20 protein-coding genes are annotated in these 26,073 nt (G+C 29.1%); 5 read left to right on the plus strand and 15 right to left on the minus strand.

All coding sequences use genetic code 11. From position 1 onward, the window contains the following. Position 1: 1 nt before the first annotated feature. Together metH and BS621_RS09115 are read right to left on the minus strand one after the other, a co-directional pair. Positions 2 to 3,568, minus strand: coding sequence for a methionine synthase (metH, locus tag BS621_RS09110; protein ID WP_077142609.1), 3,567 nt, complete (start codon positions 3,566 to 3,568; stop codon positions 2 to 4). A gap of 18 nt (positions 3,569 to 3,586) precedes the next feature. Beyond that, positions 3,587 to 4,501 carry a branched-chain amino acid transaminase gene (locus BS621_RS09115; protein WP_077142610.1) on the minus strand — a complete coding sequence of 305 codons (915 nt, stop codon included), beginning with the start codon at positions 4,499 to 4,501 and terminating at the stop codon, positions 3,587 to 3,589. A gap of 72 nt (positions 4,502 to 4,573) precedes the next feature. On the opposite strand from BS621_RS09115, the gene cobN reads away from it, so the two are divergent. Further along, positions 4,574 to 8,311 (plus strand): cobaltochelatase subunit CobN, encoded by a 3,738-nt coding sequence (cobN, locus tag BS621_RS09120; protein ID WP_077142611.1) that lies wholly within the window; start codon positions 4,574 to 4,576, stop codon positions 8,309 to 8,311. A 1-nt stretch (position 8,312) separates the two neighbouring features. Here cobN and BS621_RS09125 read toward each other — a convergent pair whose 3' ends face one another. From BS621_RS09125 to BS621_RS09140, 4 genes are all read right to left on the minus strand, one after another. Then, positions 8,313 to 8,960, minus strand: a complete 648-nt coding sequence (locus BS621_RS09125; RefSeq protein ID WP_025923179.1) for a PHP domain-containing protein — start codon at positions 8,958 to 8,960, stop codon at positions 8,313 to 8,315. After that, positions 8,953 to 9,519, minus strand: a complete 567-nt coding sequence (hemJ, locus tag BS621_RS09130) for a protoporphyrinogen oxidase HemJ (RefSeq protein WP_077142612.1) — start codon at positions 9,517 to 9,519, stop codon at positions 8,953 to 8,955. The genes BS621_RS09125 and hemJ overlap by 8 nt, the downstream gene beginning before the upstream one ends. An 88-nt stretch (positions 9,520 to 9,607) precedes the next feature. After that, complete coding sequence (uvrC, locus tag BS621_RS09135) at positions 9,608 to 11,566, minus strand: excinuclease ABC subunit UvrC (protein ID WP_077142613.1); 1,959 nt, start codon at positions 11,564 to 11,566, stop codon at positions 9,608 to 9,610. A gap of 9 nt (positions 11,567 to 11,575) precedes the next feature. Next, on the minus strand, positions 11,576 to 12,064 hold the full coding sequence (locus BS621_RS09140) for a flavin reductase family protein (RefSeq protein ID WP_025894516.1): 489 nt from the start codon (positions 12,062 to 12,064) through the stop codon (positions 11,576 to 11,578). A 59-nt stretch (positions 12,065 to 12,123) separates the two neighbouring features. Between BS621_RS09140 and coaD the strand changes: the two genes are divergently transcribed. After that, on the plus strand, positions 12,124 to 12,597 hold the full coding sequence (coaD, locus tag BS621_RS09145) for a pantetheine-phosphate adenylyltransferase (protein ID WP_077142614.1): 474 nt from the start codon (positions 12,124 to 12,126) through the stop codon (positions 12,595 to 12,597). Positions 12,598 to 12,605: 8 nt separating this feature from the next. Here the strand turns inward: coaD and BS621_RS09150 are convergent, their stop codons facing one another. From BS621_RS09150 to dapF, 4 genes are read right to left on the minus strand one after another with little or no spacing between them, the layout of a single operon-like run. Beyond that, positions 12,606 to 13,823: a D-alanyl-D-alanine carboxypeptidase gene (locus BS621_RS09150; protein WP_077142702.1), complete on the minus strand. Its 1,218-nt coding sequence runs from the start codon at positions 13,821 to 13,823 to the stop codon at positions 12,606 to 12,608. A gap of 7 nt (positions 13,824 to 13,830) precedes the next feature. After that, complete coding sequence (locus tag BS621_RS09155; protein ID WP_011818414.1) at positions 13,831 to 14,457, minus strand: DUF1995 family protein; 627 nt, start codon at positions 14,455 to 14,457, stop codon at positions 13,831 to 13,833. Further along, positions 14,457 to 15,629, minus strand: a complete 1,173-nt coding sequence (locus tag BS621_RS09160; RefSeq protein ID WP_077142615.1) for a cysteine desulfurase family protein — start codon at positions 15,627 to 15,629, stop codon at positions 14,457 to 14,459. Before BS621_RS09160 ends, BS621_RS09155 begins: the two co-directional genes overlap by 1 nt. Next, positions 15,629 to 16,489 (minus strand): diaminopimelate epimerase, encoded by an 861-nt coding sequence (dapF, locus tag BS621_RS09165; RefSeq protein ID WP_077142616.1) that lies wholly within the window; start codon positions 16,487 to 16,489, stop codon positions 15,629 to 15,631. Before dapF ends, BS621_RS09160 begins: the two co-directional genes overlap by 1 nt. A gap of 107 nt (positions 16,490 to 16,596) precedes the next feature. Here dapF and leuS point away from each other — a divergent pair, with 107 nt between their 5' ends. Continuing rightward, on the plus strand, positions 16,597 to 19,167 hold the full coding sequence (leuS, locus tag BS621_RS09170; RefSeq protein ID WP_077142617.1) for a leucine--tRNA ligase: 2,571 nt from the start codon (positions 16,597 to 16,599) through the stop codon (positions 19,165 to 19,167). Here leuS and BS621_RS09175 read toward each other — a convergent pair. Then, complete coding sequence (locus BS621_RS09175; RefSeq protein WP_077142618.1) at positions 19,164 to 20,747, minus strand: glucose-6-phosphate isomerase; 1,584 nt, start codon at positions 20,745 to 20,747, stop codon at positions 19,164 to 19,166. The genes leuS and BS621_RS09175 overlap by 4 nt on opposite strands. 176 nt (positions 20,748 to 20,923) lie before the next feature. Here BS621_RS09175 and purN point away from each other — a divergent pair, with 176 nt between their 5' ends. Beyond that, positions 20,924 to 21,580: a phosphoribosylglycinamide formyltransferase gene (gene purN / locus BS621_RS09180; RefSeq protein ID WP_077142619.1), complete on the plus strand. Its 657-nt coding sequence runs from the start codon at positions 20,924 to 20,926 to the stop codon at positions 21,578 to 21,580. On the opposite strand, the gene argC is transcribed toward purN, so the two are convergent. Further along, a complete protein-coding gene (argC, locus tag BS621_RS09185) occupies positions 21,564 to 22,619 on the minus strand; it encodes an N-acetyl-gamma-glutamyl-phosphate reductase (protein WP_077142620.1) in 1,056 nt (351 codons plus the stop codon). The genes purN and argC overlap by 17 nt on opposite strands. Before the next feature lie 88 nt (positions 22,620 to 22,707). Between argC and ribBA the strand changes: the two genes are divergently transcribed. Further along, a complete protein-coding gene (gene ribBA / locus BS621_RS09190) occupies positions 22,708 to 24,432 on the plus strand; it encodes a bifunctional 3,4-dihydroxy-2-butanone-4-phosphate synthase/GTP cyclohydrolase II (RefSeq protein ID WP_077142621.1) in 1,725 nt (574 codons plus the stop codon). A gap of 2 nt (positions 24,433 to 24,434) precedes the next feature. Here the strand turns inward: ribBA and BS621_RS09195 are convergent, their stop codons facing one another. From BS621_RS09195 to BS621_RS09205, 3 genes are all read right to left on the minus strand, one after another. Beyond that, positions 24,435 to 24,872, minus strand: a complete 438-nt coding sequence (locus BS621_RS09195) for a peptidylprolyl isomerase (protein ID WP_077142622.1) — start codon at positions 24,870 to 24,872, stop codon at positions 24,435 to 24,437. Positions 24,873 to 24,909: 37 nt separating this feature from the next. Beyond that, the gene (locus BS621_RS09200) at positions 24,910 to 25,293 is read right to left on the minus strand and encodes a DUF3110 domain-containing protein (RefSeq protein WP_077142623.1); all 384 of its coding nucleotides are present in this window, start codon (positions 25,291 to 25,293) and stop codon (positions 24,910 to 24,912) included. 33 nt (positions 25,294 to 25,326) lie between these two features. Further along, positions 25,327 to 26,073, minus strand: a 747-nt coding sequence (locus BS621_RS09205; RefSeq protein WP_077142624.1) for a DnaJ C-terminal domain-containing protein, incomplete at its 5' end; no start/stop codon positions are given.

Raw genomic sequence — 26,073 nt, forward strand, 5'->3', positions numbered from 1 at the left:
CTTAAGCACTGAAATATTTAGCTTTTGAGTGTAATGAAATGATAGCTGTAGTACTTTGTTCTGGATGGAGTTGTTCAGATTCATCCATGGTCAAGTTTATTCTTTTTGCATCCAACAATGATAATTGTATGTTTGAATCAGATACTTTTGGACATGCAGGATAACCAAATGAATATCTAGCTCCTCTATATTTTTGAGCTAGTATTTCTCTATTTTTGTATGGTTCTTCAGATCTAAAACCACATTCAATACGAATTAATGCATGGACATACTCAGCTAGAGCTTCTGCTAATTGCACTGTAAGTCCATGGAATAACAAATAATCGCTATATTTATCTTCTTTAAATAATTTTTGAGAATATTCACTAGCAATATCGCCCATGGTTACTGCCTGCATAGGAAATATATCTATCGGTTTATCATTTTTCAAATCACAATAAAAGTCAGCTATGCATAGATTATTCCCAGATTTTTGTCTTGGAAAATTAAATTGAGAAATTTTATTTAATGATTTCTTATCAAATAAGAAAATACTATTATCTTTTCTCCCGCACTTGAAATATCCATAAACTGCTTTGGGTGAAATAAGTTTTTTTTCTATAATTGTCTCTAACCATTTATCTAACAATGGTTTAGCATATGAATCCAAATAGTTATTGTATTCATCTACGCTTTGGTTTTTTCCTTTTTTTATTTGCCATTGTCCGCTAAATAGAGCTTTTGTATCTAAATAAAAAATTAATTTATTTAAATCTATATCAACGTCGTTCAAGACTTTCGTTCCCAAGAAAGGAGCTTTAATTGGTTCTTCTTCATTTATAAATTTAGATCTTATAAAATTTTCTTTTAAATTTAATTTGGAAGTCTCGGTATTTATTGATATTGATTCTTTAACAGCTTGAGAGTTGGATTTTGGTGAGGCTAAATTAATATTTATACCCTTATTGTTTATGAAACCCTCTGTATTTGACCAATTACCCTTTTTTTTATTATCCATATATTCATTCATGAATTTAAGATCAGTGAACGCATCTTTTCCGTACAATATTTTCCCTTTATATATTTTGCTGCAGTCCTCATTTACAAATTTTGGGGTTAAGGCTGCGCCTCCTAATATTACTGGTACACTAATATCTTCATTGTTAAAAGCCTCTAAATTATCTTTCATAAATGCAGTTGATTTAACAAGTAATCCGCTCATAGCTATGCAATCTGCATTGTGCTTCTTTTGTGCATCTATAATTGCTGAAACATCTTGCTTTATTCCAAGATTTATAACGTCATAACCATTATTAGTAAGTATTATATCTACCAAATTTTTTCCAATATCATGTACATCGCCTTTGACAGTCGCAATTAAGAGTTTTCCATTTGATATATTTTCATCTACAGTTTCCATATGTGGTTCTAAAATTGAAACCGCAAATTTCATTGTTTCAGCGGATTGGAGTACAAATGGTAATTGCATTTGACCTGAGCCAAATAAATCTCCTACAACTTTCATCCCATCTAGTAAAAAGGTATTAATTATTTCAAGAGGTTTATATTTTTTTAACGCTTTATTTAATTGATCCTCTAATCCTATTTTTTCTCCATCAATAATATGATTTTTCAGACTTTCTTCAAGAGTAAGGTTTTTATTTTCTGAAGATGCTTTTTTGAAATCTTGAATAGATAAATCTTGAAAAGCCTTTGTTAATTCTACTAATGGATCATAAATACAAATATCATCTTCAAATTTTCTTTTATCATAAATCAAATCTAGGCAAAGCTTTTTAGTTTCTTCAGAAATTTTTGATAATGGCAAAATTTTATTTGGTGCGATGATAGCAGAATCTAATCCTGCTTTAATGCATTCATCTAAAAATATTGAATTTAGATTAATTCTTGATAATGGTGAAAGACCAAAACTTATGTTTGATATCCCAAGTATGATATGAATATCTGGGAAATTTTCACGAATTTTTAATATAGCACTAATAGTTTCTTTAGCGTTTAATCTATCTTCTTCTATCCCTGTAGATATTGGCAAAGCTAATGGATCAAAAAATAACTCATAATCTGACAAACCACATTCTCTTGTTCTATTAATCGCTCGTTTGACAATCTTATATTTTTTTTCTGAATTCCTTGCCATTCCATCTTCATCAATTGTTCCGACTACAAGACCTGATCCGTACCCTAAGGCTAAATTTAGAACTTGATCAAACCTTTCATTGCCATCTTCGTAATTGGTTGAATTTATAATACATTTACCACCAGCTGACTTTAATCCACTTTCCATTTTGTCAGCATCTGTAGAGTCAATCATTAATGGTAAATTTATATTGGTAACTAGTCTTGAAGTTATTTCTTTCATATCTTTCACCCCGTCTCTGCCTACATAATCGACATTTACATCAAGAACATGAGCGTTTTCTTTTTGCTGTTGCTTGGCAATTGCAACTAAGCCATCCCAATCGTCGTTATTTAATAACTCCCTTACCTTTTTCGATCCACTTGCATTTAATCTTTCTCCTACTATCAAAATTGAATTGTCTTGTTTATATGGCACAGAGTTATATATTGATGAGGCAGATGGAGTAAAACCGTTTGAAATTTCTTTTCCATTATTGTTATTCCTTTCATTATCGATAATTTCATCAATTATTGAAGAAAGGTATTTTATATGTTCAGGTGTTGTCCCACAACATCCACCTATTAATTGAACATTAAAGTCATATATAAAATTCATTAACTGCATCTTTAATTCTATTGGCTTTAATCTATAGTGAGCTACACCACCAATATTTTCAGGAAGACCTGCATTGGGAATACAGCTTATAGCGAAGGGAGAATTTTCAGACAAATATTTAATATGTTCCTTCATTTGCTCAGGACCAGTTGCACAATTAAGTCCAAGGATATCTATATTAAATGGCTCTAATATTGTTAATGCAGAAGCAATATCAGATCCAACAAGCATAGTACCTGTTGTTTCCATTGTTATAGATACCATTAAAGGTATCTCAATATTTTTACTTTTAAGAATTTCTTTTGATGCTAATAAGGCAGATTTAATTTGTAAAACATCCTGACAAGTTTCAATCAAAAGAAGATCAACTCCTCCATCTATAAGACCATAAATTTGTTCTTTATATGATTGCTTTAATTCATCAAATTCTATATGTCCTAAGGTGGGTAATTTAGTTGTTGGGCCAATTGAACCTGCTACAAACCTTGGTTTATCAACTGATGAGTATTTGGCGGCAGCTTTTTTTGCTATAAATGCGGCAGTTTTATTTATCTCATAAGCCTTATCCGCAATATCATATTCATCAAGAACTATTGAGGAGGCTCCAAATGTATTAGTTTCTATAACATGACAACCTGCTTCTAAAAATGAATTATGAACCTTCTCAACTATCTCCGGCGATGATAAAACAAGGTTTTCATTACATCCCTCTAATTCTTTTCCTCCAAAGTCATCTGCAGTAAGATTTAAGTTCTGAAATGATGTTCCAGTACCTCCGTCAAAAATAATTAATGGTTTTTCATCTCTATTTAGATAGGTCCTGAAAGATTCCATTTTTAGGTGAAAATTAATTTATTTTAGTGAAATTCTTGTTACCCAATTATCATAGTCTTGAGAACGACCTTCTGTTATTTCTATAAGCTTACTTTTTAATTTATTCATTATTGGTCTTTCAACATTTAATTCAGTTGATTCAATTTTTTTAACTGGTGTAATTTTTGCTGCTGTACCAGTTAGAAAAACTTCATCTGCTATTAATAATTCTGTTTTATCAACAGGCCTCTCAATTACATTTATTCCAAATGATTTTGCTAATTCAATTACACTAGCTCTAGTAATCCCCTCAAGGATATCTTGATCAACACCAGGAGTGATTAAGTCTCCATTCCTTACAATAAATAAATTCATACCACTAGCTTCGCTTACCTTACCACTTGAATTTAATAGCAGGGCTTCATCAAAACCTGATAAGCTAGCCTCTGTTTTGGCCAATGAACTAGTAATATATGCTCCACTTATTTTTCCTCTTAAGGGGAGAGATCTATCTTCTTGTCTTGTCCAACTACTCATTCTACAAGAAACACCATCAGGGGATAGATAATCTCCTAGTTCAATACAATAAATAAAGAAATCTGTTTCAATATTGTGTAACCTTGGCGCTATACCTAAATCGCTTGTGTATACAAATGGTCTTATATAAATAGGTTTTTCTGGCTTGTTTCTTTTTATAACTTCTTCTAAGGCTTTAAAAATATATTCTTCAGAAATATCAGTTAAGAGTAATTTTGCACTTTGAGATAATCTTTTTATATGTTTATCAGTTCTAAACAAAAGGAATTCTTCTTTGTTTGTTGGGTTAGGTATCGCGCGCATTCCACCAAATGCAGCAGTACCGTAATGTAGTGCATGAGTAGCTATTGATATTTTTGCTTCTTTAAATGAAATACATTTACCTTCGAACCAGGCGTATGGAAGAAATTCATGCATATTTAATTTATTTAATTAAGGTAAACTTGTTTTATCCTACTTACGTATTCTAAACCTTATTTATATATAAAAATGCACAGGATATTAAATGTAGCAGGAAATGAAAAGAATAAGGATGATTTAATTGAGCAACCAGCTGCAGATTTTATTTTTATAACAAGTGTCAAGGCTGATTTAAATCTTATATCAAACTTATTGTTAGAAAAAGAATTTGCTTCATTAAAAAATAATATAAGAGCTTTAGAAATTTCTAATTTAAATTCCTCAGCTCAAATAGATAATTATTTATTAAAAACAATAAATTATGCAAAAGTTGTCGTACTTAGAATATTTGGAGATAAAGGTACATGGAACTATGGAATTGAACAACTTTTAAATTGGCAAGCAGTTAATAAAAAAAGGAAGTTAGTAATCCTGTCAGGTACCATTGATCAGGAAATTTCCTTATGTGAAATAAGTAGTATAGATAAAAATATTGCATTAAATATTTCTAGATTACTAAGATCTGGAGGACTGGAAAATTATAGAAAGTTTCTTAATTGTTTAAATTATTTAGTTGTAGATGAAAAATTAATTCCTGATGATTTTTTGAATATTACTTTTTATGCAGATCCCTACTTATATGATTGGAAAAATGAAAAAGGCGAAAAGATAGGAATAATATCCTATAAATCACTTTTTTTGGCTAATGAAATTGAAGTAAACGAAAAACTTAACTTGCAATTAAGAAAATGCGGACTATCTCCTAAAACATTTTTTATTTCAACACTAAAAGATCATCTTATTCAAAAGAAATTAATAGGCATTTTTAAAAAAGAAGATATTAAACTAATAATTACCACAACTTCATTTTCTTCATCTCAAATCAAAAATAACGATTTAATTGAAAATTCAACAAATATTTTTACTTCTCTAAAAATTCCAATTTTACAACTTCTTTCTTCTAATAGATCAAGAAAAAAGTGGTTAAATTCATCTATTGGAATGAATTCATCTGATTTATTAATGCAAATAATTATTCCCGAATTTGATGGAAGAATTACTACTTGTCCTTCAGCATTTAAAGAAATTATTTCTAAGAAAAATACATTATATAGTGAAATAACTAGTTACAAAGCTGATCAAGTAGGTATTCAATGGATTTCAAAATTTGCAACAAATTATGTGAAACTTCAGAAACTTAATAATTTTGATAAAAGAATTTGTTTAGTAATAAGTAATTATCCTGTAAAGAACGGAAGAATCGGTAATGGAGTTGGTCTAAATACACCATCTTCAATAATAAATATTCTAAATTGGTTAAAAGAAGAAGGTTATGACCTTGGATCTTGTAATTTTCCTCAAGATTCTTCGGAATTAATGTCAATGCTTATAAAAACTAGAACTAATGATATTGAATCTCAAAATAATAAACCATTAGATTATTTACCACTTAGTGAATATTTAAATTATTGGAATTATTTAGAACATGATCCCAAAAATATTATTGTTAGTCGTTGGGGTAAACCATCTGATGCGATCGATTTAGATAATAAAGGCTTCTCAATAAATGGTATTAGATTTGGAAAAATAACATTATTGATTCAACCTCAAAGAGGTTATGACGCTTTCACTGATAGAGATATTCATTCTCCCGATCTTCCACCTCCCCATAGATATTTAGCACAATATTTTTGGATTGAAAAAGTTTTTAATGCAAATGCTATGTGCCATATTGGTAAACATGGGACTCTTGAATGGTTACCTGGTAAATCTATAGGTTTAAGCAATAAATGTTTTCCAAATATTATTTGTCCCGCAATACCAAACATATATCCCTTTATCGTAAATGATCCTGGAGAAGGATCCCAAGCTAAAAGAAGAACTGCTGCAACAATTATTGATCATTTAACCCCCCCTTTGGATAGGTCAGAATTATATGGAAAATATTCAACATTAGAATATTATTTAGACGAATATTTTGAAGCAAAATTATTAAATTCTAATCGGATTGAAATAATAGAAAAATCCATTTTTGAATTAATTAAAAAAGATTTTAGCGAAATTACTTTAAAGAATAATAATAATCATATAGAAGAAATTGATTCCTTTCTTTGCAAAATTAAAGAATCTCAAATTAGGACAGGTTTGCATATTTTTGGCAATCGGCAGAATGAGATTAATGAAATAAATTTATTCTTGTGTATTGCGAGAGTACCAAATGCCAACCGAATTGGTGTTATTCAATATATAGCAAAACATTTAAAACTAGATTTGAATCCTTGGACAAATCAATATGATCAAATGTTAAGTGAAAAGGATAAAAAAATATTATTGAATTTTTCCAACAAAAACATTTTAAACTTTAGAATGGCTATTGATTTTCTGGAACAACAAGCAAAGTATTTAATATATTTGTTTTTTTACAAGAAGAATACCAATATAAAAAATCTAGAAAAATATAAAAATCAGAAAATAATAGACTATTTCTTTAATGAAAAGAAACATAATAAGTATTTTTTATTATTAAAAAAAGAGATTCTATATCCAATCATTAATTCTTCATATAATGAGAAATTATCATTTATTAATTCATTAAATGGACAATATGTAAAAAGTGGTCCATCAGGAGCCCCTACGAGAGGTAAAACCGAAACTTTACCCACTGGTAAAAATTTCTTTTCAGTTGATTCGAGAGGACTGCCAACTGAATCAGCATGGAGTGTTGGCTGTCAGTCCGCTTCACAAATACTTGATTTATACAAACAAGATAATGGAGAAGATTTAAAAAATATAGCAATATCTGTATGGGCAACATCCACAATGAGAAATGGTGGTGAAGACATTTGTCAAATACTATATTTATTAGGAGTACAGCCTATTTGGGATGGGCCTTCAAGAAGAGTAGTTGATCTAGAAATCATTCCTTTATCTGTTCTCGAAAGACCAAGGGTTGATGTTACTTTAAGGATTTCGGGAATGTTTAGAGATGCATTTCCACAGTTAGTTAAATTAACTTCTAAAGCAATAAATCTTGTTTCTAATCTTAATGAGGATAATAAATTTAACCCTCTTGCTGGGGCATCAAGGGAAGGTAATTCAATTAATCGTATATTTGGGTCAGCGCCAGGTTCATATGGAGCTGGTCTGCAAGAACTAATTTCAAATTCTAATTGGGATAATATTGATGATTTTGGAGAATCTTTTCTTAATTGGAGTAAGTGGATTTATAGTGATAATCTTGAACCTATAGAGGATAAAAAATCATTAGAAAATGCTCTTAAAAATGTACAGTTAGTTGTTCATAACCAAGATAATAAGGAACATGATATTTTAGATTCCGATGATTATTATCAGTTTCAGGGCGGATTATCTTCAGCAGTAAAGAAATTGAGCGGTAAATTACCTGAAATGTATCATGGCGATTTATCAAAATATGGATTGTCTAAAATATCAAAATTACAAGATGAAATTAATAAAGTTGTTATATCAAGAATACTTAACCCTAAATGGATAAATGGAATGAAGGATAATGGTTATAAAGGAGCGTTTGAATTTTCTGCTACACTAGATTACTTATATGCTTTTGATGCTTCTACTGAAGTAGTCTCAGATTGGTGTTATGAGGAAGTTTATAAATCATGGTTATGTGATCTGGATCTTAAGAATTTTTTTCTAGAGAATAATCCATGGGCTTTAAGAGATATTGCACAAAGATTTCTTGAAATTGTCAATAGAAAAATGTGGAATAATTGTTCATCAGATGTCATTGAGAATTTAAAGAATATACTTATTAATACTGATTCAATCATTGAAAAAAACGAATTCTGAATTATCTACCTAATAGCGAAAGTCCATGACTATCTGTTCCGCATGTTTTTAGCATTGAATATTTATCTGCTAATTTATCTATTTCTGAACATACAAATAAACTAGGATTCCATACTTCATTAAGTTCATAATCGTACCAAACCTCTATTCCATCAATACCTTGTATTTTGGCCTCGGGAATTAATTTATAAAAGGGAATCCTGTATCTCGCTGGATGTGCAAGAAATGATAAACCACCAGCTAAATTTATTGCTTTAATAACTGATTTAATATTTAAATCATTACCTATTGGTGACTCTCCAAGGATGTATGGATTTAGATATTTACTTTTTATATCTATTCCCAATCCAATTACATGTACTAAACATCCTAGAATCAAACAATTAATTTCTATTCCCGAAATTAATGTAAAAGAATCTTTAGGATAATTTTTGAGTATATTATTTTTTTTTATATATTCATGAGCTTTAATTGTATGATGATCGGTTATTGATAAAAATTTCAAGTTATTTTTATAAGCTTGTTCTAAAAGTTCATATGGTTCTAGACTTCCATCACTAAATTTTGTATGACAGTGAAAATTAATATTTTTAGGACAACTATTTTTATTAATATTAGAAGTTAATTTTACTAAGTCTTCCCTATTCATTACTTAATGAATTTTCATTTTTTTTTCTAATCTTTGCATATAATTGTATTGAAGCCAACATAAAAATAATTAGTCCAACTACACTCCATGAAGCAACACTAGTTGGAAAATTATTTTTAAAAATAACTAAAAGTACGATTATAAATAATAATAAAGTAGGCAATTCATTTAATAATCTAAGGTTTTTTGCTGAAATGGTTGAAGCGCCATTTTGTAATGAATACATTATTTTATAACAATAAGAATGATAAATTACTAATGCTAAAACAAAAGAAATTTTAATTTGTAACCACTTCTCACTTAACCAACTTGGTTGCATAATAACCATGCATATAGCCATACTTAAAGCTAATATCATCCCAGGTGTTGTGATTATATTAGCCAGCCTTTTTTCCATCAAGGTGTATTGTTTATTAAAGGCAATTTTTAATTCTTTATCCATATTTTTGGATTCTTCATGGTATATAAAAAGCCTTACTAAATAAAAAAGTCCCGCAAACCAAACGATTACACCCATAATGTGAAGTGATTTAAACCAGAGATATGCTTCAGCTGTCAAATTACTAGATTAATTTAAAAATATATATTTTTAATATAGTTATATTTAACAATATCAAGAAATCTATTTTTCAAAAATTAATTAATATTTATAACTCGTTAAAATATTCATATATATCATTTACTGAATTTTTTCCAAGTCCTTTAACTTTTGATAAATCCTCTTTACTAGCTATTCTTATCGCGTCTATTGATTTAAAATGCTCAAGCAATTCTCTTATTCTTGATGGTCCTAATCCACTGATTTGTGACAATTGAGATCTATTCATTCTCTTAGATCTTTTGTCTCTATGAAAAGATAATGCAAATCTATGTGCTTCATCTCTTACCCTTCTTAATAGAAGAACTCCTTTTTGATTTTCATCAGTATCAAGAGACTTAGTAAAGCCTGGAATAAATATTTCTTCATTTTTTTTTGCTAATGAACATATAGTTACTTCTTCCTCAAGATTTAATTCTTTTAATGCTTTAATAGCTGCATTTAACTGTCCTTTTCCTCCATCAATCATTATTAAATCAGGCCAATCTGATAGAAGTTCATTGTCTAATTTACTATTCGTTTTATCATTTAATATTGAAAAATCCCCTCCACTTTTTTTAAATCTTGACCATTTTTTAAACCTTCTATGTATTACTTCATATATCGAAGCAAAATCATCACTATGTCCTACAAAAACGTTTGGATCTTTTATTTTATATTTCCTATAATCCTGTTTAGAAGGAATCCCATCAATAAAAACGACTTGTGATGCTACAGGGTCACTACCTTGTATATGGCTAATATCATAACCTTCAATTCTTTTAGGTTGTTCGCTTAATTCAAGTATTTGGGCAAGATCCTCAATTGATGATTCATTATCTTGTATCCCATTTAATATTCTATCTAATTCCAATTTCGCATTTTTTAAAACCATTTCTACAGTTTCATGTTTTTTATTTCTTTTTGGGATTAAGATTTTTACTTTCTTTTTTCTTAGCTCCGTTAACCAATCCTCTATGGTTGCTTGTTTTGGAAGGTTATATTGAATAAGAATTTCTGATGGTATTTCTACGGCTTCAACATTCATATAATGCTCTTCTAATATCTTTTGTAAAATAAGATTTTCATCTTCATTATTTAATTTTTGACTATAGCCAATCCTTCCAATAAGCTTACCAGATCTCATTTGGAAAATTTGTATACTAGCTACATTTTTTTCTGAAACTATTCCAAAGATGTCTCTATTGATTGAAGAATCAGGTATTGATATTTTTTGTGATTCAGTTAATAATTTTAAACCTGAAATTTGGTCTCTTATTTTTGCTGCATTTTCATAATCTAAATCATTTGAAAATTGCAACATTTTTTTTTGTAAAAATATTTCTAAGTCATCATTCCTTCCTTGAAATATCATAGATACTTGTTTCATTATTTTTTTATAATCGTCAGATGATATTACCTCTTGGCAAACACCTGGACATCTTCCTATTGAATAATTTAAACAAGTTCTATCTTTATAAACTGGCCTTGGCCTTTGTCTAAGTGGAAATATTTTTTTTATCGTAAATAATGTTCTCCTTAATAATCCGACATCTACATAAGGTCCATAATATCTATCTAAATTATTTCTATTTCTTCTTCTTCTTGTAATAAATATTCGAGGATATTTTTCGCTCCAAGTTATGCAAAGATATGGATATTTCTTATCATCCTTCAAAAGAATATTAAAATATGGTTTGTTTGTTTTTATTAAATTTGACTCTAAATTTAGTGCTTCATATTCGCTATCTGTGACTATAATTTCTATCTCAGTTATTTGACGAACCATCAAACTTAATCTTGGAGTTAAATCTGAAAAATTATTAAAATAACTACTTACTCTACTGCGTAGTTTTTTAGATTTACCAATATAAAGTAAATTATTATCTATATCTTTAAAAAGATAGCAACCAGATGACTTTGGAATTTCGGATAATCTTGATTTTAGTAATTCTTTATTATTAATTAATTTATATTCAATTTTAAAATTATATTTGTTATTTATTGTTTCTATAGAGGAATTACTCATATATAAAGATTAACCTCCATAATTCCAGCCAGTTGAAGATAAATTTAGAGAGTCAACATCATTATTCAAATAAGCAGATTGAACTTCTCCTACAAAAACTGTATGGTCTCCATGAATAACACTTCCAACAACATTACATTCAACTCCACCAACACTATCAACTAAAATAGGCAATCCAAGTTCACCTAAATTAAATTCAACAGATTCAAATCTGCCTCCTAATGCTTTTTGGGGTTTAAAGAAAACAGCTGCTAGATCTTTTTGATCACTTTTGAGGACATTTAATGAGAACTTATTGGTGGACTTTATTATTTCATGACTAGAACCTTCTGCTCTAACAGCCATTACGACTAATGGGGGAGTGAAAGAACCTTGAGTCACCCAACTAGCAGTAAATCCATTCACTTCATTTTTATCTTCGTCTCTAACTCCACAAATAAATAATCCGTGAGGTATTTTTCTTAATAAGATTTTTTTTGCTTCTAGATTTAATGTCATAATTGATATATCTAATAAACTTATTTTAACTAAATTTCTTATTCGAACATAATAAATTCATGAAAATTCTTTATCCTGGTACATTTGATCCTTTAACAAACGGGCATATTGATTTAATAGAAAGAGCTGAAAAAATATTTGGCAATCTAGTAGTTGCTGTTTTAGAAAATACTTCTAAAACACCAACATTTAATTTTGAAAGAAGAATAATACAAATAAAAAATTCTCTTTCTCATTTACCTAATATTGAAGTTATTTCTTATTCTGGTCTAACTGTAGATTGTGCAAATGATCTAAAAGCTAATCTTATTCTTAGAGGCTTAAGAGCAATGAGTGATTTTGAGTATGAACTTCAGATTGCTCATACAAATAAATCTCTTAATAATGATATTGAAACTATATTTTTATCGACAAATACAAATTATAGTTTTCTCAGTAGTTCTTTAGTAAAAGAAGTTGCAAAATTTGGTGGTGAAATTAATCACATGGTACCCCCCTCTGTTGAGAGGGATTTAAAAGAATATTTTAAATAATATTTTTATTAACAAGATTTCAAGTAATAAAGATCACGTAATAATTTAAAAGCTTTTTCTTTATCAATTTTATTAGAATTTTGGATAATGCTTATAATTATTGGCCTTTCATTTTTATATAAAAAGCCAGATAATGCAAAGACATTTGAAAGAGTCCCAGTTTTGCCAAAAAACTTTCCAGATAATTCACTATTTACAAATCTTTTAGCTAATGTTCCTCTTACTCCAGTAATTGAAAGTGTAGATTGATAAGCTTTAAAATCATTAAAATATCTCATTTTATCTAAAAACAATACAACTAACCTTGTTGTAATTTTATTTTTTCGAGACAAGCCACTAGCATCTGCAAAGTATGATTTAGTTGTAGGGAGGCCTTTATTTTCAAGCCATCTTTTCAATTTTATATAGTCATTATCGTTCCATGTATTTGAGGCATTTTTAAAGAGAGATTCAGCTGTAAAATTATGGCTTTCAGAATTTGTTAGAGTTAATAATGAAATAATTGGAGTTGAATATATTTTATTTATCTCTTTAATATTTTTTAAATAAAAAGTTTTTTCTGAATCAAAAATATCTATATATATTTTTGAATTTGGAAATTTATTGTTTAAATAATTTTTAATAAAAATTTTTAATGAATAAATATCATCATATTTATTGTGATTACTTTCTATTGCAAGAGATGTAATTGGAGATCCATATTCGTAAAGTTTATCAGTATTTGTCCAACCATTAGGCCAATATAATTTTGAATCAATTTCTACAATATTAAAGTTAATAATTTTATTTTCTTTAACATTTGAAATTAGTTCGATTATATTTTCATAATTAAGATCTGGATCACCTTGACCGTGTAAATAATAATCGTTTTTATTTTTAAATAAGGAAGTTTTTAAATTATTATTTAATTTATATTTACTTAAAACATAAGCTGATGAGAATAATTTTTGATTAGATGCCGGCAACCTTGGAACATCCTCATTGTAAGAACTTATTATTTCCCCTTTATTATTAATAATTGATACACTAAAAGAATCATCAAGCGTTTGATTCAATAAAGCATCATAAGTAGGACATATTTTGTTTTTAGTAATTATTCCCGGGAAATTAAAATAAATACTATTTAAAATAGTTATTTTCTGATTTGCTAATAAATATCTTATTAAGAAAGGAGATGTTACTAATACAAGAACAAATAAGAATAATGAATAAATTTTTTTTATCACATTCAATCTATAAATTTACAAAAATAGATTCATTGTCGGGTTTAATTTCAAATTCTTTTTTAAAAAAATATCTTTTATTTTCTTCTTTGAATAGCAACCAGTTATTTGGATAAATATGCATAAGAGCAGCTTTATTTAAAGGCTGCAGAAAATAAATATTTTTCCATGTTTTGACAAAGTTTTTACGTCGCTCTCTAATAACACTGCCTATGCCAATATTGGCATCTTCAAATTTTGGATTTAATGAATAATGCGTACCTTGATAATTATCAGACATTGGTTCAAATGAATCGAAATCATATGGCTGAGGTAGTATCGATATCATTGCACTATCTATATTATTTATATTATTTGATTCATTAAATGATTTAAAAGTAAAAATTTTATCTTTGATATCTGGATAGTCTCTTTGTGCCAAAGCCACAGCACCTTGATCCGCAAATGTTATAAATACATTATTATTTTTAGACAATATCTTGTAAATAGTTATTCCAATTCTATTAAACTTCAATCCTTCAAAATTAAATTCTATAGTAAATCTTTTATTTGAATCTAATAAACTTGGAATAATTGCATCCTCCATATTCTTAAGAGATTCATTTAAATCTTTAGGTAGTCTGTAATTGGTTTCCATTAAAATTTTTCAATACATTTTTGAATAAGTTCTAAAAATTTATCTATTTCTGACTTATTGTTTATTGAACCTAAAGTAACACGAATATTTGAATATAGTTCATCATCTTTTAAACCAATATTTTTAAGTGTTGAGCTAGGTTTCCCAGATGAACTTGAACAAGCACTTCCACTACTTATGGCTATTTTATTTTCTGACATGAAATTAACAATCTTATAGGCCCTTATAGGCTCAAATAGTTTATTTAATAGTAGAAACGAAATATGATTGGGAAGTCTATGGTTTATACTACCCGTAATCTTTATATGATTATTATCCTTAATTTTTTGATAAAAATAATTTTTGAGTTTATTAATATTATTAGAAGGGAATTCAGTTATGTAATCATATAATTTTATTTTTCCTTTAATATTCTTTAATGATTCATACATTCCAGCGATTAATGGCAAAGCTTGTGTCCCTTGTCTAATTGAAAATTCCTGAGTAAGTGATATGTCATTATTTTTTAAAATTTGTCTAGACTTTTCTTTTGTTAAAAGAATACCGATCCCTTTTGGACCTCCAAATTTATGAGCAGATAAACTTAAAAAATCACATCTAAGATCTTTCCAACTGAATATTCCATTACTTAATATTTGAGTTCCATCTAAATGAAACATTATATTTAATTCTTCACATTTGGTACCAATAAATTGAACAGGTTGTATTGTCCCAATTTCACTTTGTCCCCAAATAATTGATACAAGCTTAGTATCTTTGTTTAAAATGTTTTCGATATTAGAAATATTTAAAATTCCATCATTATTTACCGCCCATTCGTAAATATCCCAATTTTGTTTTCTTAGTTTATTAGCACAAATATTTGTTGCTTGATGTTCAACATTTGAAATAACAACCCTAGCATTTTTAAAGTTCTCATAAATATTATTAAATACAATATTTGTCGATTCCGAAGAACCAGATGTAAAAATTATATCCTCTGCATCTGCTTCAAATATATAAGCAATTTTAGATCTAATTTGTTCAAGATATGTAGAGCAATTTATCCCTAGCTCATATGTAGATGAAGGGTTATGCCAATAATTCTTGTAAGTTGAATTAATTATATTTAAAACATTCTCAGATAATGGAGTTGTGGATGCATTATCTAAATAAATAAAATTATTTTCCATTAATTTACTAATATTGATCCTGAGAAAACCTTTTTAGCATTACCGGTCATCATTACTTCACAATCGTCTTTTGACCAATCAATTTTAAGATTACCTCCTGGTAAGGTTACTATGGTTTGTGAATTACAAAGGCCTAACTTATAAGCTGCTACATGGATAGCACAGGCACCTGTTCCACAAGCTAAGGTTGCTCCTGCACCCCTTTCCCATACTTTTACTTTGATATTATCTCTATTTAAAATCTGACAAAAATGTACATTAGTTTTTTCAGGAAATAATTGATTTTTTTCAAATATAGGACCAAGTCTGGAGAGAACAATTGACTCTATGTCTTTTACAAAGAATATTAAATGAGGATTTCCCATCCCTACGGCATAACCCATATTATTAAAATCTTTCTCAATAAATTCGTGTGAAGGAATTGAATTTATTTTTTTTTCAATTGTTGTTGGAATATTTTGACATTCTAAAATTGGAACTCCCATTTTTACTGTAATTTCATCATTTATATATTTTGCAATTTTTAAACCTGCTTTAGTCTCAATTTTATATTCTATATTTTTATTATTCATTGAATCATTTACGTGGAGATATTCAACTAAACACCTAATTCCGTTTCCACACATTTGTGCTTCAGAACCATCAGAATTAAAAATTATCATTTTTGCATAATTATCTTCATTAGGTTCTTCTATAAAAATCACACCATCTGCTCCAATACCAAATTGCCTGTTGCAAATTTTTTTTATATCAAATTTTTTATTTGTCTTGAAATTTTTATATAATTCATTTCCTCTAGAATCTATTATTACGAAATCATTACCGTTACCTTGATATTTTTCAAAAGTTATATTTTTCATTTGTAGATAATATATTTTAAATTTTAATTATAAATTATTCCTTTTAACAATCTATTTCTATTTTATACAATGGATATTAAAATAATAATTTAACAAATAAAAATTAAGTGATTTCTCCCGATAAACAATATGAGTCTGATACCAATTTATATAATCCATCTGAAATAGAAAAAAAATGGCAGTCAATATGGACAGAAAACAATTTATACAAAACCGATGAATTAACTGAGAATAGCGATAAATTTTATGCCTTATCAATGTTTCCCTACCCTTCAGGTAATCTTCATATGGGACATGTTAGGAATTATGTTATTACAGACTTAATAGCTCGATTCCAAAGATTTAAGGGCAAATCTGTTCTACATCCAATGGGTTGGGACGCTTTTGGTTTGCCTGCTGAGAATGCAGCGATTGAAAGAGGAATTAGTCCAAGTGTCTGGACTAAAAAAAATATTTCTCATATGAAGTCACAATTAAAGCTTTTGGGACTATCAGTTGATTGGGATAGGGAATTTGCAACATGTGATGAAAATTATTATATTTGGACTCAATATCTATTTTTAGAGTTATACAAGGCTGGTCTTGTATATCAAAAGGAATCAGAAGTTAATTGGGATCCTATAGATAATACAGTCCTAGCGAATGAACAAGTTGATTCAGATGGTAAATCTTGGAGATCTGGGGCAGTAGTTGAAAAAAAATTATTAAAGCAATGGTTTTTAAGAATTACTAATTATGCGGATGAGTTATTGAAGGATTTAGAAAAATTAGATAACTGGCCAGAAAGAGTAAAAATAATGCAAGATAATTGGATTGGAAAGTCAATTGGTACAAATATTAATTTCAATATAAATACCAATCCAGAAGAGAAAATTACTGTATTTACAACAAGGCCAGATACTTTATTTGGAGTTACTTATTTAGCAATTTCTGTTAATCATTCATTAGTAAAAAATATTTCTGATCAAGAAACATTACAAAATATAGAAAATCTTAAACAATATTTGAAAAATAATAAAAATAACGAACTTGAAAAAATTGGTATAAAAACTAACTTAACAGCAATAAATCCAGTTAATTCTGAACCTATTTCTATTTGGGTGGCAAGTTATGTTCTCGATGAATACGGTACAGGTGCTGTTATGGGCGTGCCTGCTCATGATCTAAGAGATTTTGAATTTGCAAAGAAAAATAATATTGATATTAAACAGGTAATAATAAAGGATAAAAGTGAACAAAATAAAGAGCTTGAAGAAGCTTATGTAGAAAAAGGATATCTTATTAATTCAAATCAATACAATGGCATAGAAAATACTATTGCTAAAATAAAAATTTCAGAGGAGGGAGTAAATAATGGATGGGCTGAAAATAAGATTCAATATCGTCTAAGAGATTGGTTAATCTCTAGACAAAGATATTGGGGATGTCCGATACCCATAGTTAATTGCAAAAAATGTGGATCTGTTCCATTAAAGCAATCGGAATTACCTGTGTCCTTACCAAAAGATATAGAAATCTCGGCTAACAAGATTAATGCTTTAGGTGATAATAATAATTGGATAAATACTACATGTCCAAAATGTGGAATAGAAGCAAGAAAAGAAACTGATACTATGGACACTTTCATGTGTTCATCATGGTATTTTTTAAGATATCCATCTTCAAAATGTTCTAATAAGCCATTTGAAAAGATTGAAATCAATAAGTGGTTGCCTGTAGATCAATATGTTGGAGGGGTAGAGCATGCAATATTGCACTTGTTATATGCAAGATTTTTCACTAAAGCCTTGAGGGATAATGAACTATTTGAAATTGATGAACCTTTCAAAAAACTATTAACGCAAGGAATGGTTCAGGCGGCAGCCTATAAAAACAATAAAACTGGTAAATATGTTTCTCCTTCCGATATAACTGACTTATCAAATCCTACAGATCCAATTGACAATTCTAAACTCGATGTTCTTTTCGAGAAGATGTCTAAGTCTAAATATAATGGAATAGACCCTGAATCAGTAATTAAAAAATATGGAGCAGATACAGCAAGAATGTTTATATTATTTAAAGCACCACCAGAAAAAGATTTGGAATGGGGAGATACAGATGTTGAAGGACAATTTAGATTTTTAAGCAGGATTTGGAAGCTTTATATAAATTGTGCAAAAGATGTAAATAGTAAATCTAATTCCTATCCAGATAAAGAAAAAAGTTTAATAAAGTCAATGAATGTCGCTATAAAAGAAATTTCAAATGACATATTAAATAACCAATTTAATACTGCGATTTCAGAACTAATGAAGTTTTATAATTCATTATCAAATTCCATTAATGACGTAAACAATAATTTAAAAATTGATGCTTTAAAAACATTTTGTATTTTGTTGGCTCCATTTGCACCTCATATTGCAGAAGAAATATGGCATCTTATAGGATTTAAAAAATCTGTACATTTAGAACACTGGCCTTCATTTAATGCCGAGGCACTAAAGGAAGATTCATATGAACTAGTAATACAAGTGAATGGAAAAGTTAGAGACAAAGTAAATATTAATAATGATATGAGTGAAGATCAAATTAAAGAATTGACTGTAAAAAGACCTAACATTTTAAAATGGACTCAAGATAAGGAAATAAGAAAAATAATTATTGTTAAAGGAAAAATTATGAATATTGTTGTTTAAGAATTTATTTTTTGAATAACTAATGAATTTGGATTTGACCAATCGCCTTTAACTAAATAATTATCATTACCGAAACACATTTCACGGAGTATAAAAAATATAGGTTCACTAACTGAATTATCAAATAATGATGTTATGTCATTTATAGAATATTCTCCACCTTCATCTAATAAATTACTTACTTTTTGTTGATACTCAATAATATTTGCAGCTGCTTTCTTTCCAGCTTCAACTCCAGGTTGATCATATGCATTTATATTTACCAATTCAGCGTAGAAGGATACAGCCCTCTCAAATAAAGCGATTAAGGCCCCTAGTGAAAAACAATTTAACTTTTCTAAAGTAATAGTGATACTTTGTCTGTCTTCACTAGAGAGTGCTGATCTGGTTCCTTGCAAAAAACCAGAAAGATATTCTTTAGGATTCTCTTTTTCATCAAAAATATTAGTAGATGGAGAATCTAATAATTCAATAAAAATACAAAAGAAATTATCAATACCATCTCTCAGTTGTTGAACATAAGCATGCTGATCTGTAGATCCTTTATTACCAAAAACGGAAATACCTTGATTAACTACTTCACCATTCCTATTAAATTTCTTACCTAATGATTCCATTACTAATTGCTGAAGATATTTACTAAATACCTGTAACCTATCTCTATATGGTAATACGACCATATCTCTCTTCCCAACGCCATCTCCAGTTAAATACCAAGCAGATGACAATAATGCTGCGGGATTATTTTTAAAATCACTTATACGCGTGGCCTCATCCATTAATGATGCACCTCTAATGAATTCAAATATATTTTCATTAATAAGAGCTAATGGAAGTAATCCCACAGAGCTTGTAATACTTGTTCTTCCTCCAACCCAATCTTGCAAATTAAATATTTTTAACCAATTTTCAGAAGTGGCCTTTTTAAATAATTTACTATCTTTCATCGTTATGGCTATAGCATTAGAATTCCATTCAAGAGAATTATTTTCACAATGACTTTTAATAATTTCCATAGCAATTCTAGGTTCAGGCGTACCACCTGATTTGCTTACTACTACAAATAATGTTGTGGATAATTTTTCAGATAACTCTTCTAACTTTTCGCTAATTAAAAAAGGATCAACATTATCGATATAAGAAAAATTTAAGCCTCTAGAGCACTTCTGCAGTGACTCTGTAATAAGTAATGGTCCTAAACCACTTCCACCAATTCCAATCCATAAAACATCAGTATAGTTCTGTTGATATTTATTCTTAATATCTCCATTTAAAATTTCTTTCCCAAAATCAGAGATTGAATCAATATCTGCGCTAATTTCTTCACCTATTTTTGAAGATGGTGAAATTGATGGATTTCTAAGCCAATAATGTCCAACTTGTCTATTTTCATCAATATTTGAGATTGCACCATTTTCTAATTCTTTTATTGATGAAAATACATCTTCAAATTTCTCTTCTAAATTTTTTATTTCTTCATTTGTGAAATTAATTTTGCTTATGTCTAACCAAATATTTAATTTTTTATCAAACCAAAGATAATTACAAAATTTATCCCATGAGTTTAAATCTCCATTCATAATATATATTTGTTTCCTTTAGTTATTTTCTAATTATATCTATACGAATAGTACATAGATTTGATTCATTTAAAATTGTTTAAATTTATATTTTCAAATAAATATGTTTTTGAATATAAATAATTAAAGGAGAGGGTTTATTTTATTTCATATGAATTTATCATTGGATAAAAACCTTGGATAAATCATTTAATTACATAATTTCGCCTGAGATATCTGAATTTAGAAAATTTTCACCAAAATTAAAAATAGGTGTACTTGCTTCTGGAAGAGGAACTAACTTTCAGGAGTTAATTAACCTATCAGAAAAAGGCGAATTAGATGTAGATATTAAAGTTCTCATTACTAACAAGGATGATGCAGGTTGTATAAAAAGAGCTGAAAGTGTAAAAATACCTCACAAAATAATAAGGGACAATGACTTTCCGCATAAAGAGCTATTTGAATTAGAAATTGTAAATAATTTAATTAATCATGATGTTGAACTTGTTGTTATGGCAGGCTGGATGAAAATTGTCACTCCATTTTTTATTAATAAATTCAAGAACAAGATTATAAATATTCACCCTTCATTACTTCCTGCATATAAAGGTGGTTCTGCTATAAAGGACTCCATATTAAATGGTTCCAAAATAACTGGTTGTTCAGTACATTTTGTTGAAGAGGAGGTAGATAGTGGATCATTGATAATGCAGGCTGCATTGTCAATTAGAGATGATGATGATACTGAATCACTTTCAAAAAGAATACATATGCTTGAGCATAAAATTTTACCTCTCTCAATCTCTCATGCTGGTTTTTTGATAAGAAATAATTTTATGGAAAATTATTAGTTAAATCAAGACCTTCATTCATTGAAAATCCGCTAATAATGTTTAAATTTTGTATTGCTTGGCCAGTCTGTCCTTTTAACAAATTATCAATTACAGATAATATAATTATCCTTCCATTTCGAATATCAACTTTAACAGAAAGAAAAATTTGGTTTGTGTTTTTAACCCATTTTGTTGATGGAAATGTATCTACAGGTAAGACTTTAATATTTTTGAAATTTCTATAATAATTATCCAATAGAATTCTGCAATCATCAGAAGTTAGTCCTGGGTCTCTTAATCTCCCATATATAGTCGAATGCATACCCCTTACAATTGGAACTAAATGAGGTGTAAAAAGCAATTCGATTTTATTTCCGGAAATTAATGATGCTACTTGCTCGATCTCTGATGTATGTCTATGGTTTATCAATCCATATGCTGATAGACCTTCTCCACATTCTGATAAGAGTAGCTTTTGGTTTGGTTCTCTACCACCTCCAGAAGTTCCGCTTTTAGAATCAATTACTATACCTTCATTTTCAATAATTCCCTGCGAGAGATAAGGAACTAATGGAATCAGAGCAGATGTTGGATAACATCCTGGACATGCAATTAATCTTCCTTTTGAAATGGCTTCTTTATTTATTTCAGGAAGTCCGTAGACCGCCTCTTTACACAAATCATTGTCATTCCTTTTATAAATAGCAGCTTCTTTGGAATATACTTTTTTCCATTCATCTAAAGATTTATATCTATAATCAGCAGATAAATCAATAACTTTAAGTCCTCTATCTAATAATTTCCTCGTCAATGTTGAAGATAGTCCATTTGGTAAGCAAAGCAAAGCAACATCAGCATTTTTTGAAATATTATCTACTGAAATTTCTTCTATATAAGGATCATTTTCTAAATAAATAAAAGGAAAATTATCATTCCACTTTGAACCAGATGTTTTATTTCCACCTAAAAATGAAATATTGTATTTTTTATTTTTCTTTAAAAGATTTACCGCTTGAATACCGCCGTAACCAGTAGCACCTACTATTGCAACATTCATTTCTTTGAATTGGCAGACTTTGAGATAGGATTATAAAGTGTTGAATTTAAGGTAAGTAAAACACTATTTTTCTATATTGATAGGAATAATGAAAGAAACAAGTCCCAAATCAAATAATGGAACAATTTTGGATATAAATGAATCATTTAAAATTGAATTTGATCCTATCAGCGATGCGTTAGCAGCTATAAGAAATGGAGAATGCATTATTGTTGTAGATGATGAAAGAAGAGAAAATGAAGGAGATTTAATATGTGCAGCGCAGTTTGCAACTCCACAACAAATTAATTTTATGGCTACTGAGGGACGTGGTCTTATATGCCTAGCTATGCAAGGAGAAAAGCTTGATTCTTTAGAGTTACCATTGATGGTAGATAGAAATACAGATGAAAACCAAACAGCTTTTACGATATCAATTGATGCTGGACCTGAAAACAATGTTACTACAGGAATTTCCGCTGAAGACAGGGCAAAGACAATTCAAGTTGCTATAAACCCAAATACAAAACCTGATGATTTAAGGAGGCCAGGACATATTTTCCCATTAAGAGCTAAAAAAGGTGGAGTTTTAAAAAGGGCAGGTCATACCGAAGCAGCAGTAGATATTGCGGCAATGTCAGGTCTTTACCCTGCTGGAGTTATTTGCGAAATACAAAATCCTGACGGTTCCATGTCAAGACTTCCACAACTTAAAGAGTATGCAAAACAGTGGGGAATGAAATTAATATCCATAGCTGATTTAATAAGTTATCGGTTTCAAAATGAGAGATTTGTATTTAGAAAATCCGATGCTGTACTTCCAAGTATTTTTGGTAATTTCAAAGCTTATGGATATGTTAATGAACTTGATGGTTCAGAGCATGTTGCATTAGTTAAACAAAAATCATCAAAATTAAGCGAGCCTGTACTAGTAAGAATGCATTCAGAGTGCTTAACAGGCGATGCTTTTGGATCTTTACGTTGTGATTGCAGACCCCAGTTAGAGGCTGCTTTATCAAGGATAGAAAAGGAGGAAGAAGGAGTTGTTGTTTACTTGAGACAAGAAGGTAGAGGTATTGGTCTAATAAATAAATTAAAAGCTTATAGTCTACAGGATGGTGGATTAGATACTGTAGAAGCTAATGAAAGATTAGGTTTTCCAGCTGATCTCAGAAATTATGGAGTAGGTGCGCAGATATTAACTGATCTAGGTATAAAAAAACTGAAATTACTTACAAACAATCCTAGAAAGATTGCTGGATTAGGTGGATATGGAATAGAGGTTATTGAGAGAGTACCATTAGTAATTTGTCCAAATGATAATAATGCAGAATATTTGAGTGTAAAAAAAACGAAGTTGGGCCACATGATTGATGAAGATAATCCTAATTCCAGGAATATCGATCCATTTATATCAATTTTTCTTGATGGGAAATATAAATCTATTGATCTAGTTCCAATAAAAAATAAAGTTATTAAATTCTGTAGTGATATGAACATTAATATTAAACTAGAAAGTACTCCAAGGTTATTGGCTTTTTGGAATCGCCCAAAATTAGTTTGGAGAATTTTGCATGATCAGAATAGAACCAATTCCAACATTACTGATGAAGAAATAAAGAATATAGAATTATTTATTCAGTTTTTATCCAACTATGAAAATAGTACGAAGATTGGAATTATTGTTTCAAGAAATATTGAACAAGCATTACACCCAAAAAGCAGCATTAAATTAATCAATACTAAATTTACAATAAATAATGAAATCTTATATTCATCTACAAGAAAATTTAATCTAGATAAAGAGACATTTAGTATTGTTTTTGAAGGCTAAAACTACTTTAAGGTTGCCTTTAAAATTTTTGACCCATTAGTAAGCTTTAGCACTACATCCATATCATCAGTCTTACCAAAAACTGTATGAACTCCATCGAGATGAGGCTGTGGTTCATAAACTATGAAAAACTGACTGCCACCTGTATCCTTTCCTGCATGAGCCATAGAAAGTGAGCCTTTTAGATGTTTATTGGAATTAATTTCACATTTTATATTATATCCAGGCCCACCAGTTCCTGGCATACCTGATGCTCCATCACGAGTATTTGGACATCCACCCTGAGCCATAAATCCAGGAATAACTCTGTGAAATGCTAGACCATCATAAAAACCATCACTAATTAGGCTCGTGAAGTTTTTAACTGTATTAGGTGCGTCTTCAGCGAAAAATTCAATATTAATGTTGCCAACTTCTGTTTCAAATAATGCAGTTGTCATGTTTTATTTATTTTGTAATTAATAAATATTTTAGTAGCTAAAGCAACTTTTCAAGGTTTTCCTTAATAGTGTTTATATCAATGCTATCTTTATTACTATTTTTGTCTTCCTCCCAATTTTCAACTTCTAGGTTTTTCTGGGGTGGTGAAATTAATAACCTATCTTCCGCGGTTTTAGGTACAAAATTTTTTTCTACTAATTTGCATTCATAATCTAATTTAATACAGAAATCTTTTATTTCCTCTATATTGATTATCTCAACCGTTGGCAAAGGAAAATCTTGAGCTTCTAGAAGACCACAATATCTTGTAGCATCATCCTTATCTTCAAACATAAGAACAATTGTCCTTCCTTTAAGTTCGATTGAATGAATCCCTTCCTTATCTGTTCCTGAATTATATAAAAGAACAAATACGTTCATAAGTATCGATTTTTCTATTTATATAATATTTGATTAAGAATCAGAAAGTGATAATTCTTGCAATCTTGTATATAAAGCAATTTCTTCATCATTAATATCAGCAGGTATAACTACTAGGATTTCAATATATTGATCACCTATATAATCTTCGAAAGATAAACCCCTCCCTTTCAAACGTAACATTCTTCCCGTAGATGATTTTGGTGGTACTTGAAGAGTGACATTTCCATCAAGGGTAGGAACCTCTACTGCACAACCAAGAAGAGCATCATGAGGAAATAACTCTAATTTATATAAAACTCTTAAACCATCAATTCTTAGACCGCTTTCCGTTTGAACTTTTAACTGTAGATAATGATCTTTACCTCCTCTTGCAATATTTTCAAGTCTTAATCGCCATCCATCTCCAGCAAATGGTGGTGTATCAACTTCTACTACAGTTTCATCCTCAAGCTCAATTAAAATTGAAGCTCCATTTAAGGCCTCATCAGGAGTTAATTCAATAATTGTCTCGATATCTTGGTGGAGTTTAACTGGAGGTGGCTCTTCTGGAGAGGTTGTAGGATAATCATGATTATTAAATTCGTCATTATTTGTATTTATCGATTCATCATCGAATGATTCGTCATCATATTCATCGTAATTCTTTGGTGAATATTCATATCCAAATAATGAATCAAGATAATCTTGAAAGTCAGGAAAACCTTTCTCGAAATTATTATTTTCTTTATCATCCTGGTTTTTTTCATCCGAACTATTTTTTCTTACATTAGGATCACG

This window comes from Prochlorococcus sp. RS04 (assembly GCF_001989455.1).
Taxonomy (GTDB): domain Bacteria; phylum Cyanobacteriota; class Cyanobacteriia; order PCC-6307; family Cyanobiaceae; genus Prochlorococcus_A.